Below are 15,026 nucleotides of genomic sequence, written 5' to 3'. Positions count from 1 at the left end.
CTGGAATTACTTTAATCAGTTCTCGGCACAAAATGGCAGCTGGGTTCTAATCCAGAACCCAAAAGTTACATTCTGAAACACCCAAGGCATAGCCCTCAGGCTTCGGCAGGTGTGTCGAAGTGCTTTTCCAAAATCGTGGTTAGAGTTGCCTTGGGTACGGCGCCGACCACCACATCCACCTTCTGGCCGCCCTTGAACAACATCAGGGTGGGAATGCTGCGAATGCCGTACTGGCTGGCAGTTTGAGGGTTCTCGTCAGTATTAATTTTTACAACCTTAACTTTGCCGACATACTGCTCAGCTATCTCCTGAACCACAGGAGCCACCATCCGGCAGGGGCCACACCAAGGTGCCCAAAAATCGACCAAAACCGGAATATCGCTGCGCAGCACCTCTGCCTCAAAGGTAGCATCAGCGATATCTATTGCTGCAGACATGCTTGGAGAACTCCTGAAACAATACCTATCATGGTTTCTAATCTTAGCACAGCTCTCTGGCTGCTGCTGACCGAAAACTCGGCGTCGCAGGCCCCGGCATTCATGCCTGGGGATAAGTCACTGTCTCATGACAGGACGGGAGACTCGCTGATACATTTACGCTGAACACTGCTGAACATCACTGTTCAACTATGCAGCGATAGCATTCTGTTTGTTTCCAAACAGAATGGCGGTATCCCGCAAAGCTTTGAGTAGAATACCCAAAGCGCAGTTTCCGTGTCGTCTTACTACCAATCTTCTGCTTTGCTTTGGCTACCATGTTGGCAGACTCGAAAGTAAACAGAAAGATCAACTGGTAGTAATCCGTACTGAACATATTATACATTATTTTCAGTATAGTTGAGCTTATTATTGACTAGAGTCATGCTCCACCCGCTTATGGAAGGGTGCAGCGTTAAAGGTGAAGTAGAAGTATCTGGGGTGTTTTGGCATCTCAGTAGTTGAGGAGATGGCGTCCCCCACGAGGATATAGGCCCTCGTGTAGCCCATTGCAACGAAGCGCGAGGAGCGTGGAGCGATGGAAAAAATCCCCCGGCTTTAGCCGTGGGGAGAACGTTAACGATCTGGCTGGACTGGCCGGATTAGCATTGGTGAGCTGGGATCCCTTAGACAAATACCATTGGCTTATGACGGATTTTCTCGAAAGCAGCCGCATCAAAACGGTAGAGGGTTGCCGGTCTGCCTGTTCCTTGGGAACTTTTCTGGCCGGTATCTTGCAAGATACCCAGTTTCAGTAGGCGGGCGCGAAAATTGGAGTAGTCGGAGAACCCCTCGCCCAAAACGGTGCCGTAGAGCTGATAGACCTCCCCTAGCGTGAAGGTGGCGGGCAAAATGTCAAAGGCAATCGGGCTGTACTCCAACTTGGCGCAGAGGCGACGGCGGGCATAGCGGCAAATCTCTTCGTGGTCAAAGGCTAAAGAGGGAATTTGGTCGGCGGGATACCAGGCAATGCCCTCCACTCCGTCTGCCAGCAATTCAGCATCCTGGAACCGCACCAGGGCAAAGTAGCTGACCGACAGGTAGCGCACCCCATAGGCATCCTCGGCCTCACGGGGATCCCGTTCCGGCCCCCCAAAGGTGTAGAGCTGCTCCAGATAGAGGTTCCTAACACGAATCTTCTCGGCCAAGATGCGATAAGCCGCTGCTTCCAAGGATTCTGAGCGCCGCACCAGTGTTCCTGGCAGGGCCCAGCAACCGCGGAAGGGATCCTCCCGCCGCCGCACCAGCAGCACCAGGAGGCGATTCTGCTCAGTGTCGATGGAGAAAATGACCGCATCCACGCCCACCCGGAACTCCGCCAAGGCGATCCGGTTCTCCGATGGGCCTGCCACGATGCGGGATCCCTGCATAGCTTGGCACTGAATCCTCCACCAACAGCCTACCCAGTTTGTCGCTCCAGAGGGAGCCGCCGGCATGAACCACCGTCTTGCCGGTCTAAGCCTTGTCTGGGGCAAGGGCTTGCGTGTTCTGGGGGGAAGATGCGTTGCCGAGGGTGTGCAAAAGAACCCCGACTCAGGCAACACTTTTACTTTTTGCGCGATTTGGCTCTTTTTCAGCCACGGAGGACCCCTCAGCGAGGGGGAACAGCCGACCTTGCCCAACAGCAATGTGAACCCGCGCGCCCACAGGCAGGGCTTCCCGGGCTAGGGCGTGCAATTCTTTGCCGGCTGCTGTGATCAGGGAATAGCGGTACTCTCGCCCCAAAAACTGTCGATCCCGAATGACAATGCCGCCCTGAGGATCAGGATGCAAATGCAACTCCTCCTGTCGAACCATCAACTCTGCGCAGCGCAAGCTGGGGTCGGGCTGATCCCTCAAAGCCTGGAATGGGATGTGCAGCAGCTCTTCAGCCTGCCAACCCAACTCCCGCCGCTCACAGCGCAGAAAGTTGGCCTGGGTAATAAACTCTGCCACGAAGCGAGTAGCCGGCTCCCGGTAAACCTCCTCCGGGGATCCCCATTGCTCAATACGGCCTTCCCGCATCACCGCCACCCAGTCGGAGAGGCAGAGAGCCTCCTCTTGGTCGTGGGTGACAAAAATGGCCGAGGTCTGGGTTTGCTTGAGGATTTTGCGGATTTCTTCCCGCAGGTAGTAGCGCACCTGCACATCCAAATTGCTCAGCGGCTCATCCAACAGGATCAAGCTAGGCCTGGGGGCCAAAGCCCGCGCCAAAGCCACCCGCTGCTGCTGCCCGCCCGAAAGCTCGTGGGGATAACGATGGGTGTAGTCTTCCAGGCCCACCAACCGCAACACCTCGTAAGCGCGTTCCCGCGCCTGTTGGGCAGCGCCTCGCAACTCAGCTCGCAACTCAGTTGAGGAGGAGCGATTGCCACCCCCTGCCGCCGACGCAAACGGGGTAGTGGGTCGGAGGCCAAACATCACATTGGCCAACACGTTCAAGTGGGGAAACAGGGCAAAATCCTGAAACACCAACCCCACTCCCCGTCGCTCCGGTGGGATCCACTGCCCCTCCCCAGCCACAACCTGCCCCCCCAGCAGGATCCGCCCGCTATCCGGCTGCTCAAATCCGGCAATGGTGCGCAATAAGGTGGTTTTCCCACAACCTGATGGGCCCACAATGCTGAGGATGTCTCCTTGGGGCAGGCGAAACTCGACTTCCCGCAAAACCAACTGCCGCTGGCCGGGAAACCCCTTGCTGATGCCCTCGAGCTGAAGGATGTAGGAGGGATCCTCGCGCACGGCAGTGGGACTTGGAGAAAACAAGAACTCAGCCATGACGGTTGTTGTTGCAAAAGATTTTCACTATTTTTACCACACTACCATACTCCCAGACCCCACCTAGCCGGATCGAGGTTCAACAGCCAGCGGACGGATCTTGAGCAGGACAGGCTGAGGTCTCTGCGCCCTACCCTGATTCCAAGGGAAGCGATGGAAAATCAGTGTTACACTTAGTTAACGAAGTTTCTCAGGCCTGGGTGGCGCTTGCTTGTGTGGCGCACGCCAGAGGCTTGTTGTAAATGAGTTTTGAGACAAAGTTTCCCGAACGTGCTCTGATTACAGGGGCCAGTCGAGGGATCGGCAGAGCGGTAGCCCTAGCCCTAGCCCGACAAGGGATAGCGGTGGCTCTGGTGGCCCGCTCCCAGCCTGATCTGCTGGCGGTGCAGGCCCAAATCCAAGACCAGGGGGGTAAGGCAGCGGTTTTTCCCATGGACTTGGCCGACTTAGCAGCTCTGCCCCAGCAGTTGCAGGCTCTCCTGGATCGATTTGGCGTCTGCGATGTCTTGGTCAATAATGCGGGCATGGCCCACGTTGGCCCTTTGGCCACCTTACCTTTGTCGGATTGGCAGCGAGTGATCGACTTGAACTTGACGGCAGCTTTTCTGTGTGCCCAAGCCGTACTTCCCGGAATGCGCCGGCAGCGCTGCGGCACGATTGTCAACGTCATCTCGATTGCGGGCAAGCGAGCTTTTCCCAACTGGGGAGCTTACTGTGCCAGCAAGTTCGGCCTAATGGGCTTTTCTCAAGCTTTGGCCGAAGAGGAACGACAGCATGGCATTCGGGTCACCAGCCTGTGCCCTGGTGCCGTGGACACGTCCCTCTGGGATACGGGCACGGTAGGGGTCAACTTCGACCGTTCCAAAATGCTCTCGCCGGAATGGGTAGCCGATTTGATTACCTATATTGTTCGGTTGCCCACAGGTGCGGTGGTGGAAGATCTCACCTTCATGCCTGCGGTGGGAGCCTTTTAGACCTGGCTGGTTTGGGGTTGCCCGTGACTTGGGAGGGTTTTGGCTATCGCAGCCTTTGACTGGATGCCACCTGAGCCGAGTTGCATGCACCGAGTTCTCTTAGCCTTTCGTTAACCAAGGAATATCCTGCTATGACCCTTGCGAAACCCGGATCTGGCTCGCAATCTCGAATGGATGACAAAGCCCATTTCAAGTCTCGGGTGATTCGAGATCGAGCCACTTTTGCGGAAGAAGAATTGGGTAGCTCGGATGTCTCAGATCCGGCTATGGTGGCGGCGGTGGAGACGCTGCTGCGGGGGATCGGGGAGGATCCCCAACGGGAGGGGCTGCGAAAAACCCCGGAACGAGTGGTTGCGGCTTTGAAGTTTTTGACCAGTGGGTATCGGCAGTCTTTGGAGGAGCTACTGAACAGTGCCATCTTTGATGAGGGCCATGACGAGATGGTGCTGTTGCGGGATGTGTCTCTGTTTAGCCTATGCGAGCACCATCTGCTGCCCTTTATCGGCAAAGCCCATGTGGCCTACATCCCCAGGCAAAAGGTGGTGGGCCTAAGCAAAATTGCCCGTATCGTCGAGATGTACTCCCGCCGCTTGCAGGTTCAGGAACGCCTGACACGGCAAATTGCTGAGGCCTTGATGGAGGTGCTGGATCCCTACGGGGTGGGGGTGGTTATCGAGGCTACCCACATGTGCATGGTGATGCGGGGGGTACAAAAGGCCGGCTCCTGGACGGTCACCAGCTCGATGGTGGGGGTGTTTCAGGAGGATCCCCGTACCCGCGAAGAGTTTCTGAGTCTCATTCGCCATCCGTCCAATTTTTAGGGAGCTTCCCGGAGCTTTGCCGGTGGTTGGGTTGAGTTAACCCTCTGCTCAGGCTGGGAATACTAGCCTAAGATTGACTCAAACCCTGCCAGAAGCGAGGCTTGTCATGAGCGAGGTCAGCCCCGAAAACCAGTTTCCCACCGATTTGGACTCCAATTGGCAGCCCCCGGCTCCGCCGGTCATGCAGCGTCCGTCTCGTCCGGCTGCTCCGGTGCCCCCGGTGGAGCCTTCAACGCAACTGGATCCAGTGCTCGGTTCAGCCTCCCAAGGGATGGGATCCCGGCCTGCCAATGCCAAAAACCCCCCCAACCCCATTCTGGGTCGGCCCCTTCCGCCTGGTGTGGCTGTCGCTCCCCCTCAGGTACCGGTGCCTGTGCCGGGCTCTGCCGCTTCTCCTCAGATGCCCCCGCCCACCCCGGCTGCTGCTCGGCCTCCAGTGCCGCCGCCCAGCCCCAATCCTGCCGCTCCGCCTTTTGCGCCACCAGCTCGCCCAACGGCTGCCGGTCGGATCCCGGTGGCCCCGGCTACTCCTGCGGGCCTGACCCTGCGCCAACTGGTGCAGGAAGCCTATGACAAAGGCTACTCAGATATTCATTTGGGGGTAGGAGAAGTGCCCCGCTTTCGGGATCGGGGGCAAATGCTTTTGACCAACTACCCGGTCACCACCACCGAGATGTTCTATGGCTGGCTGCGGGAAAGCCTGCCGGAGAGCCAAATTCGCCAGTTTGAGGAATGTTTGGAACTGGATACCGCCATCCAGTACGAGGGTTTGGTGCGTTGTCGGGTCAACTGCTTTGTTTCCCTTCTTGGCCCGGCTATGGTGATGCGTCTGATCCCGTTGAAAATTTTGACGCTGGAGCAGTTGCGGGCACCGGAAGTGCTAAAGCGCATTGCCGAAGAGCACAAAGGCTTGGTTTTGGTGACCGGCCCCACCGGATCCGGTAAGTCCACAACCTTGGCAGCGATGGTGGACTACATCAATTCCAACTTTCCCAAACACATCATTTCCATTGAGGATCCCATCGAGTTCGTCCACCAGAGCAAGAAATCGATGGTGCGGCAGCGGGAGGTCGGGATCCACACCCTGGAATTTGCCAATGCCCTGAAAGCCTCTCTGCGGGAAGATCCGGACATCATCCTGATTGGGGAGATGCGGGATCGAGAGACGGTGGATATTGCCCTAAAGGCTGGCCAGACGGGCCACTTGGTCTTTGGAACCCTGCACACCAACAGCGCCGTCCGCACCATCGAGCGTCTGCTGGGGATTTACAAGCCGGAGGAACAGGAGCCGATGCGTCTGCAGCTGGCAGAAACCCTGGTGGCGATCATCGCTCAAACCCTGGTGCGCACCACCGATGGCAAGCGAGCTGCGGCCCACGAGATCATGCGCAACACCGATGCCATTCGGGACTACATCAAGCGGGGGGCGGTGGATGAAATTGAGGAGCTGATCGCCGACGGCTCCTATGAGGGCATGTGTACGATGAATCAATCCCTGTTTAGGCTTTACCAAGAGGGGCGGATTACCGAAGAGGTGTGTCTGGAGGCTGCCCCACGCCGCAATGAGATGGCCCAATGGCTGCGAGGCCGGATCTAGGGCCAGTCTCGAGATGGAGTCACGCCAAAGTGCTTGAGGGAAGGTTTGCCCTATCCTAAACTGGGAGCAGCCGGCGGCGCTGGCTTGCCGAGCTACCTGCTCATCTCTTGGGCCGACCTTGGGCTGGGGGGATGGGTTGCGAATTGATGAACCGAATTGAAAGCAAGTTAGAAAACAGGAGAATCCCTACCGTGAGCGTGATCAACCAGATCATCGAGACCGCGGATGACCAGCTGCGTTACCTCTCAGTTAGCGAACTGGAAGCCATCAGGAATTACATGACCACCGGCGAGAGGCGCTTGCAAATCGCTCAGGTGTTAGCAGAAAACAAAAAGCGCATCATTGACCAGGCCCAGAAGCAGCTATTCGCCAAGCGGCCCGAGTACGTGCAACCCGGTGGCAATGCCTACGGTGACAAGCGCTACAACCAATGTTTGCGAGATTACGACTGGTATCTGCGTCTGGTGACCTATGGCATTATTGCCGGCAGCAAAGAGCCGATTGAGTCTATCGGCCTGATAGGGGTGCGGGAAATGTACAATGCCCTCAACGTACCCATCGCCGGCATGATCGATGCGATTGTCTTTTTGAAGGAAGCTGCCCTCAGCTTGTTGGAGCCGGCGGCAGCCGCTGAAGCCGCCCCTTACTTTGACTACATCATCAATGCCATGAGCTAGGGAACTACAGGGATCCCAAGGCAGCCCGGGCATGTACGGCCACCTGTTCTTGGGAATCCTGGGCCAGCCGGGTCAGTCCGGCGCGAGCGGCTTCTGTTCCCAACTTGGCCAGGGCAATGCAGACGCGGTAGCGCAGTTGCCAGTCGTCGGAATCAATGAGGGGATCCAAATAGGGAATGGCCCGCGGATCCCCCAGATCGCCCAAGGCAGCGGCAGCGGCTGTGGTGATCAGCTCGCTCTTGTCCTGCAAAGCTTCCACCAGAGTGTCGAAGGCGGCAGGGTTCCCCAGCTCTCCCAGGGCAGCGATGATGCTAAACCGTACCAGCCACTCCGTTTCTCGCCGATAAGCTTCCAGGAGATCGGCCAGGGCCTGTGGCTGCTTGAGATCCCCCAGGGCAGCGGCGGCAGCAGCCCGCACATCGAACTCCGGATCCTCTCGCAAAGAGTGCTGCAAAATAGGCAACAGTAGGTTCGGATCGACGCCAGACAGGGTGCCCATCTGGCTGATGGCAGCATAACGGACGCGGGCATTCTCGTCGTGAATCGCTCGCTGCAGCAATGTCAGGGCTTCTGGCCCAGGCAGTTCTCTGGCTTTGTTGACAGCGCGCAGCCGATTTCCCAAGTCTTGTGAGTTCAACAGCTCCAGCAAAGCGGGCAGTGCCGGAGGATCCCCAGAGGTTGTTGTCATATCCCATTCTCTCCATAACCCTCCTCGGCCATAGCGAGGGAGGAAAAGCCGATGTTATTATCTTGAAGCAGTGCATCCAGTCCCTTGATCTTATGGCCTTATTGCAACAAGAGAAGCAGCAGATCATTGAGAGCTATCGACTGCACGACACCGACACCGGTTCTGCCGAGGTTCAGGTGGCTCTGCTCACCAGTCGCATCAACCAGCTCTCTCAGCACCTTCAGAGAAACCCGAAGGATTTCAACTCCCGCCGCGGCCTGCTGATGATGATCGGTCGTCGCAAGCGTTTGCTCAACTACATCGCCAAGCATTCTCCTGACCGCTTCCGGGAGCTGGCCGAACGGCTGAACATCCGGGTGAAAAAGTAGGCAGCCCATCCAAAACGCTATCGGAGATCTGTCTTCGTGGGCAAATCCAGCCGCCAGTCCAAAACCTTTCGCCGTCGCTCCCCCTCCGCCTCTGTTGAGGTGGAGAAGAAGCCGGCCAAGAAGGAGCCTGTTGCCGTGATTCCCCCTGAGGTCAGCCGGCGGATGGTGCGGCGGATTCTGGTGTTTTCTGGGATCCCTTCGGGGCTAGGTCTGAGCAGCTTTTTTGTGAATTACTATCTCTTGACCAACCACGTGGTTCCTCTGCCCCCTTACTTCACCTTGGCGGAGTCGCTGACCTTGTTTGGCCTTGGTTTTTTGGGCATTAGCTACGGTGTGTTCTCAGCTTCCTGGGATCCCGAGCCGGGATCCCTGCTGGGCATTGGAGAGTTTCGGCGCAATTTGGGCAACGTCATCCAACAGTGGCGGGAATCTGCTGCTCGATCTTCTGAATCTTCCGACTCTAGGGAAGCCTAACTGCTCTCCCGTCGCCTTTTCCAGGCCGGTTGCTGCCTACAATCAAGAGGGATCCAAGTCCATTCTGGCGGCAGCGGCTACCCCCAGTTCTCCAGCATGAAAATAGCCTACTTCGACTGTGCGGCAGGCATTGCCGGCGATATGTGTCTAGGAGCCCTGCTGGATTGCGGGGTGCCTTTGGAGTACCTCAACCGTCAGCTCCAGGCGTTGGGCATCGAGGGGGAATATGGCTTGCAGGTGAGCCGGGTGCAGCGGTGTGGGCAGCCTGCTCTGCAAGCTGTGGTGGAGGTGCTGGGATCCCAGAGTGGGGGATCCCTTGCTCGGCATTGGGCAGAGATTCAGGCTTTGATCGCCGGATCCCAGCTTTCCCCAGCCATTAAGGCCCGCAGCTTGGCGGTGTTTGAAAAGTTGGCGCAGGCGGAAGCAAAAGTCCATCAGATGCCTGTGGAAGAAGTGCACTTTCACGAAGTGGGGGCAGTGGATGCTTTGGTGGATATTGTCGGCACTTGCATCGGCCTGGATTGGCTGCAGGTGGAGCGGGTGTTGTCATCCCCCCATCCTGTTGGTGGCGGCTGGGTGAGCACAGAGCATGGCAAATTGGCCGTGCCGGTGCCGGCGGTGATCGAGTTGTGGGAAATGGGCCGCGTGCCGGTGTTCAGCAACGGGGTGGAAGCGGAGCTGGTGACCCCCACAGGAGCAGCCTTGGCTGTGGCGTTGGCGGAAGAGTTTGGCCCCTGTCCGCCGATGCGGGTGGAAAAAGTGGGGCGTGGGGCCGGTGCCCAAGAGCTGCCCATTCCCAACGTGTTTCGTCTCTGGATTGGGGAAGCCGATGGGGGAGAGCTAACGGAAACGGTATCGGTGTTGCAGACCCAAATTGACGATCTCAACCCCCAAGTGGTTGCCTACACCTGCGAGCAGTTGTTGGCCCTCGGGGCCTGGGACGTGTTTACCCAGCCGATCACCATGAAACAGGGGCGGCCGGGGATCCTGCTTACCGTCATCTGTCCGCCGGATCGGGTGCCGGAGTGTCAAGATCTCATCTTCCGGGAGACCACCACCCTGGGCATTCGCCACTTCCAACAGCAGCGCACCCTACTGGAGCGGGTCATTGAGCGGGTGGAAACCCCTTACGGCCTGGTCGACATCAAGGTGGCCCGCCACCATGGCCGCATCGTCAACGCTCAGCCGGAGTTTCGCGACTGTGTGGCCCGCGCCCAGGAGTTTCACGTGCCGGTTCAGACGGTGTGGCTGGCGGCCCAATCGGCTTGGCAAAACCGGTTGCAAGGTTGAAGGGACACCGAACCTGTTCCACCCCCAATGAATCCGCTCCTGTTGAACACAGATTGGCACCCATGGCCTGCTAGCCTGGGAGATGTCGATCTTGCTCTCTCCGCCGACCACAACAATGGAATCCCAAGCCTCTCAATTTAACTTTGACCGCAAACTGTGGGATCGGTTTATCACGGTGGCCCAGCCCTACTTTTACCCCAGAGTACGCTATGGGGGCTGGATCTTTTTGGGCTTGCTGGCAGCGGCCATGGTGTTTGTGGTTGCCCTGATGTTCTTTGTGGAGATTGGGGTGACTTTGGTCGGTCAAGCCCTGTTCCCGGAGTTTTTTACCAATGTGGCAGCCGGATTGGTGGCCCAAACGGAGAGAAACTTGTCCTCGCCAGTGCTGTGGGTGGCCTCGGTCAGCTTGGCTCTGAGCAGCCTTTGTTTTGGGGCAGTGTGGCGGCAGCTTCGCCAGCGCTGGTTGCAGTGGGTGCTGCTCACCTTTTTGCTGTTTCTGTCGCTGACGGTCAACCGGCTGAACGTGATGATCAGCTTTATCTTTCGGTTTATCGACACAGCTCTGCAGCAAAAAGAAGAGCCCACTTTCTGGCAGTTTTTGATTATTTATGGAGTGCTGATTATCTCAGCCATTCCGATTTTGGTGATCTACCGCTACACTCGCCTCAAGCTAGGGCTGTTTTGGCGAGAATGGCTGACCGATCATTTTCTGGATCGCTACTTCGATCAGCGGGCTTACTACGAGCTGGATTCCAACGCCGCCAACACCGAAATCGACAACCCCGACCAGCGCATTTCCGAGGATGTTCGCTCCTTTACCGGCACCACCCTCTCCTTCCTGTTGGACATTCTCGACTCGATTCTCACCCTCTATGCTTTTACTGGCATTCTCTATGGCATTTCTCGTCCGTTGGCGTTGGGGCTGGTGGTCTATGCCACCATTGGTACCGCCATTGCCATTTTGGCTGGTCGCAAGCTGATCAAAATTAACTTCGATCAACTGCGCTACGAAGCCGATTTTCGCTACAGCTTAGTGCACGTGCGGGATAATGCTGAGTCCATTGCCTTCTACCAGGGAGAGGATCAAGAACTCAGGCAAATTTTGCATCGCTTTGGTGCGGCCTTGCGCAATTTTAATTTGCTGATCATCTGGCAGGCCATCATCGATATTTTCCAATACGCCTACAACTATTTCACCCGCATTGTGCCCTATGTCATCGTCGCCCCCCTTTACTTCAGCGGCGTGCGAGATTTCGGCACCATTACCCAAGCCACCATTGCCTTCAGCCAGGTGTTGAGCGCCCTCTCCATTGTGGCCAACCAGATTCAAAGCATTTCCAGTTTTGCCGCTGGGATCAACCGCTTAGGCTCCTTTCACGAGTCTCTGGAAGATCCGGCGCTGCGCCACACCGGCGCTCGGGAAAGCAACATTCAAACTCGCATTGCCCAGCAATTGGCGCTAAACCACGTCACTTTGCTCACCCCCAATTCAGAACGAACCCTGGTGCGGGATCTCTCCTTCGCCTTGGAAGCCGGCCAGCGGCTTTTGATTGTCGGTGTTAGCGGCAGCGGCAAAAGTTCCCTGTTGCGGGCCATTGCCGGCCTATGGACCAACGGCCAGGGATCCATCGCCCGCCCAGATACTCAGGAGATGCTCTTTTTGCCCCAGAAACCCTATATGCTGCTGGGATCCCTGCGGGATCAACTGCTCTATCCCAAACGCCGCCGAGACCTCACCGATGAAGATCTCATCCGAGTCTTGGCCCAGGTGAACTTGGGGGACTTGCCGGAGCGGGTGGGCGGCTTTGATGTGGAGAAAGATTGGGCCAGCACCCTCTCCCTTGGGGAGCAGCAGCGCCTTGCCTTCGCCCGCATTTTGATCACCCAGCCCCGCTACGCCATCTTGGACGAGGCCACCAGCGCCCTGGATGTGGCCAACGAAAAACTGCTCTACCTGCAGCTGCAACACCTGAACACCACCTACATCAGCGTCGGCCATCGTCCCACCCTCTTGGCCTACCACGACCTGGTTTTGGAGCTGCAGGGGAATTGTGCCTGGCAACTGTGGTCGGTGCAGGAGTATGGTGCCCGCCTAGCCCTGGCCAGCTAGCAGCGCCGACATCTCCAGCTGACTCAAATGACAAGCTTTGCGGGTTTGGAACAAAACCCGGATAGGAGGCTGACTTTTCCAACTGGACGCCGCCCAAGGGAGGTGATAGCCTGTTATTCACAAGTATTCCGACCGGTTTACCGGAGATCACCAATGCCCCCCATGATCCCATCCGAGGCCAAGCGTTCCAAGGTGGAGCAGATCAAGGCAGACAGCCACTTTCTACGGGATCCCCTTCAGCAGGAGCTGGCCCAAGACACCACCCACTTCAGCGAAGCAGCGGTGCAGGTGCTGAAGTTTCACGGGGCTTACCAGCAGGACGACCGGGATCGGCGGCAGCAACGGAAGCAGGAAGGATTGGAGCGGGCCTATTCGATGATGTTGCGCACCCGCATCCCAGGGGGACACGTGCCCCCCCAGCTTTACTTGACCCTGGATCGGCTGGCCGATGAGTACGGCAATGGCACCCTGCGAGCCACAACGCGGCAAACCTTTCAGTTGCATGGGATCCTCAAGAAAAACCTCAAGGCCACCATAGCCAGCATTCTCAAACAGATGGGATCCACCCTGGCCGCCTGCGGCGATGTCAACCGCAACGTGATGGCACCGGTGGCCCCCTACAAAAATCGCCCTGCCTATCGCTATGCCCAAGAGTATGCCCGCAAGCTGGCGGATCTGTTGGCTCCGAAGACCTCTGCCTACTACGAGATCTGGGTGGATGGGGAGCCGGTTCCCATCCCACCGGTGGATGAGGAAGTGGTGGAAGCCGAGAAGTTTGTCGGCAACGGGGTGAGGTTAGAGGGCCCAGAACCCCTGTATGGCCCCGTCTATTTGCCCCGCAAGTTCAAGACAGCCATCACCGTAGCCGGGGAAAACACGGTAGATGTGTACTCCCAGGACCTGGGCTTGATTGTGCTCACGGATCGCAAGGGCAACTTGAAGGGCTTCAACATCGTGGTGGGTGGGGGCATGGGGCGTACCCACGGCAAGGAAGAAACCCAGCCCTTGCTGGCCCAGAAGCTCTGCTTTGCCCCTCCGGAGGCGGTGTATCGGGTTTGCCAAGCGGTTTTGGCCGTGCAGCGAGACTACGGCAACCGGCACGACCGCAAGCAGGCGCGGTTGAAATACTTGGTGAGAGACTGGGGGATCCGCAAGTTTCGCCGCGTTGTCGAGGAGTATGTGGGGGAAAAATTGCCCCGGTTTCGCCCCCTACCCAAGTTTGTTCCCAACAGCGACGACTACCTGGGCTGGCACGAGCAGGGGGATGGCCGTTGGTTTTTGGGCATTTCCATCGAAAATGGCCGTATCCAGGACACCCCAGAGCGGCAGCTCAAAACGGCGCTGCGCCGGATTGTGGAAGCCTTTTCTCTGCACGTGCGGCTGACCCCCACTCAGGATTTACTTTTCATCGACATTGCGGAGCAGCAGCGGGATGCCATCAACCAGATCCTCAAGTCCCACGGGGTGCTCTCCAAAGAAGAGATCCCTCAACTGGTGCGGCTGTCGATGGCCTGCCCTGCCCTGCCCACCTGTGGGTTGGCGATTACCGAGTCGGAGCGAGCTTTGCCAGGGCTGGTGCGCCAGTTGGATCAGCTGTTGCAGGAGCTGGATCTGCAAGATTCGCCCTTCTTGGTACGCATGACCGGCTGCCCCAACGGCTGTGCCCGACCCTACCTGGCCGAGCTGGGATTGGTGGGATCCGCCCCCGATGGCTACTACCAGATTTGGCTGGGAGCCAGCCCGCAGGGGGATCGCCTGGCGCAAGTGTTTCAGGATCGGGTACACATCAGCCAGATCGTGCCGCTGATGAGAGTTCTCCTGCAGGCCTACAAGCAGGAGCGCCGTCCTGGCGAGAGCTTTGGAGATTACTGCCATCGGGTGGGGATCCCCTATTTGCAGGCCCAAGTTCAGCAAAGGGATGGCGTTTTTGCCTAAAGGGATCCCTCAAAAACGAGACCAAGCCTGTAGCCATTCCCGGAGCGCTTCCAGCCATCCAAGCGGTTCAGGCTTGGTTGCTTCTGGAGCTTGCTCCTCGCCAGTCGGCAAGCTGACGGGGTTGGGATGCACCCTGTAGACTCGGATGGGTTTGGCGTTGGGAACGGGTTTCACCGAAAGAGGCTCCACCTGCAGGAGTTGCCCTTCCACGGCTCGATACACAGCTGCCGAGATGAGCAACCGGGAGCTCTGTTCCTCAGACTGTTCCCCCCCTTGCGAAACATCCTCAACCGACTCCAGCCAGGTGGCAACATTGACCGACTTGCCAAAGGCAGACAGCCGCTGCGGATCTTGGGGATCAATGGGGAGCAGAAGAACCGGGCCGTGGTGGATCCCGAGGGTGAGCTTAACCTGGGGGTAGGAGAGTTGCCGCAGAGACCTATTCAACTCCGCCGCCGACTGTCCAAGCGCCAATCCCGCCTGCAGTGCCTGCTGTACGGCCAGCTCGGGTTGTTTTAAGCCAAACAAAGCCAGACTTCTCAGCCCGCTCTGGTTGGCCAGTACTCCCCCATATTGCTGCACCAAGGCCCCCATTTGGGCGAAGTAGCGACCCAAGGTGTAGACAACATCGTAGGGAAAGTTCTCCTCGTCGAAGTTGGCCGTCCCCCGCAGGGAAGCGCTGAGAATGGCGGCGGTAAACTACCCGACACCCGCGCTATGCGCAGGGTGCAGGCTTTATCCCAATCCCCAGCGGCCCCAGGGGGCAGCTAAGTTTCGGAATTTCAGGCGAGTTTACAGTCGCCCCAAGGAGAGAGATTACTTGAGCAGCGTTATGGTCAGCATCCCCTTCCCACCCGCA

General features: G+C 57.8%; 13 protein-coding genes and 1 pseudogene. 9 read left to right on the top strand and 5 right to left on the bottom strand.

The window, feature by feature from the left end; all coding sequences use genetic code 11:
* Nucleotides 1–95: 95 nt before the first annotated feature.
* From trxA to ACVWXF_RS10635, 3 genes are all read right to left on the bottom strand, one after another.
* Nucleotides 96–437 (bottom strand): thioredoxin, encoded by a 342-nt coding sequence (gene trxA / locus ACVWXF_RS10645; protein WP_011431863.1) that lies wholly within the window; start codon nucleotides 435–437, stop codon nucleotides 96–98.
* Nucleotides 438–1,102: 665 nt separating this feature from the next.
* Nucleotides 1,103–1,846 (bottom strand): NUDIX hydrolase, encoded by a 744-nt coding sequence (locus ACVWXF_RS10640; RefSeq protein ID WP_457474373.1) that lies wholly within the window; start codon nucleotides 1,844–1,846, stop codon nucleotides 1,103–1,105.
* 163 nt (nucleotides 1,847–2,009) lie between these two features.
* Nucleotides 2,010–3,233 (bottom strand): ABC transporter ATP-binding protein, encoded by a 1,224-nt coding sequence (locus tag ACVWXF_RS10635; RefSeq protein WP_457474364.1) that lies wholly within the window; start codon nucleotides 3,231–3,233, stop codon nucleotides 2,010–2,012.
* Nucleotides 3,234–3,475: 242 nt separating this feature from the next.
* Between ACVWXF_RS10635 and ACVWXF_RS10630 the strand changes: the two genes are divergently transcribed.
* The 4 genes and pseudogenes from ACVWXF_RS10630 to apcD all read left to right on the top strand — a co-directional run bounded on the left by ACVWXF_RS10630 (nucleotide 3,476) and on the right by apcD (nucleotide 7,302).
* Entirely contained in the window at nucleotides 3,476–4,207 is a 732-nt protein-coding gene (locus ACVWXF_RS10630; RefSeq protein WP_414341872.1) for an SDR family oxidoreductase, read from the top strand.
* 251 nt (nucleotides 4,208–4,458) lie between these two features.
* Nucleotides 4,459–5,028, top strand: a pseudogene (gene folE / locus ACVWXF_RS10625) (GTP cyclohydrolase I FolE); the annotation flags it as partial.
* A 271-nt stretch (nucleotides 5,029–5,299) separates the two neighbouring features.
* Entirely contained in the window at nucleotides 5,300–6,625 is a 1,326-nt protein-coding gene (locus ACVWXF_RS10620; RefSeq protein WP_414399740.1) for a type IV pilus twitching motility protein PilT, read from the top strand.
* Between the two features lie 191 nt (nucleotides 6,626–6,816).
* Nucleotides 6,817–7,302 carry an allophycocyanin subunit alpha-B gene (apcD, locus tag ACVWXF_RS10615; protein WP_011431857.1) on the top strand — a complete coding sequence of 162 codons (486 nt, stop codon included), beginning with the start codon at nucleotides 6,817–6,819 and terminating at the stop codon, nucleotides 7,300–7,302.
* Nucleotides 7,303–7,306: 4 nt separating this feature from the next.
* Here the strand turns inward: apcD and ACVWXF_RS10610 are convergent, their stop codons facing one another.
* A complete protein-coding gene (locus tag ACVWXF_RS10610) occupies nucleotides 7,307–7,990 on the bottom strand; it encodes a HEAT repeat domain-containing protein (protein WP_457474363.1) in 684 nt (227 codons plus the stop codon).
* A gap of 92 nt (nucleotides 7,991–8,082) precedes the next feature.
* On the opposite strand from ACVWXF_RS10610, the gene rpsO reads away from it, so the two are divergent.
* The 5 genes from rpsO to ACVWXF_RS10585 all read left to right on the top strand — a co-directional run bounded on the left by rpsO (nucleotide 8,083) and on the right by ACVWXF_RS10585 (nucleotide 14,167).
* Nucleotides 8,083–8,358, top strand: a complete 276-nt coding sequence (rpsO, locus tag ACVWXF_RS10605) for a 30S ribosomal protein S15 (RefSeq protein WP_011431855.1) — start codon at nucleotides 8,083–8,085, stop codon at nucleotides 8,356–8,358.
* Nucleotides 8,359–8,394: 36 nt separating this feature from the next.
* Nucleotides 8,395–8,832, top strand: a complete 438-nt coding sequence (locus tag ACVWXF_RS10600) for a PAM68 family protein (protein ID WP_414413299.1) — start codon at nucleotides 8,395–8,397, stop codon at nucleotides 8,830–8,832.
* A gap of 96 nt (nucleotides 8,833–8,928) precedes the next feature.
* Complete coding sequence (gene larC / locus ACVWXF_RS10595) at nucleotides 8,929–10,122, top strand: nickel pincer cofactor biosynthesis protein LarC (RefSeq protein WP_457474362.1); 1,194 nt, start codon at nucleotides 8,929–8,931, stop codon at nucleotides 10,120–10,122.
* An 82-nt stretch (nucleotides 10,123–10,204) separates the two neighbouring features.
* Nucleotides 10,205–12,232 (top strand): ABC transporter ATP-binding protein/permease, encoded by a 2,028-nt coding sequence (locus ACVWXF_RS10590; protein ID WP_457384697.1) that lies wholly within the window; start codon nucleotides 10,205–10,207, stop codon nucleotides 12,230–12,232.
* A 153-nt stretch (nucleotides 12,233–12,385) separates the two neighbouring features.
* Nucleotides 12,386–14,167 (top strand): NADPH-dependent assimilatory sulfite reductase hemoprotein subunit, encoded by a 1,782-nt coding sequence (locus tag ACVWXF_RS10585; RefSeq protein ID WP_457384696.1) that lies wholly within the window; start codon nucleotides 12,386–12,388, stop codon nucleotides 14,165–14,167.
* A 9-nt stretch (nucleotides 14,168–14,176) separates the two neighbouring features.
* Here ACVWXF_RS10585 and ACVWXF_RS10580 read toward each other — a convergent pair whose 3' ends face one another.
* Complete coding sequence (locus ACVWXF_RS10580; RefSeq protein WP_457474372.1) at nucleotides 14,177–14,854, bottom strand: adenylate/guanylate cyclase domain-containing protein; 678 nt, start codon at nucleotides 14,852–14,854, stop codon at nucleotides 14,177–14,179.
* Nucleotides 14,855–15,026 lie beyond the last annotated feature (172 nt).

This window comes from Thermostichus sp. MS-CIW-40, assembly GCF_054058315.1.
This window is presented reverse-complemented; position numbering and strand designations above follow the sequence as displayed.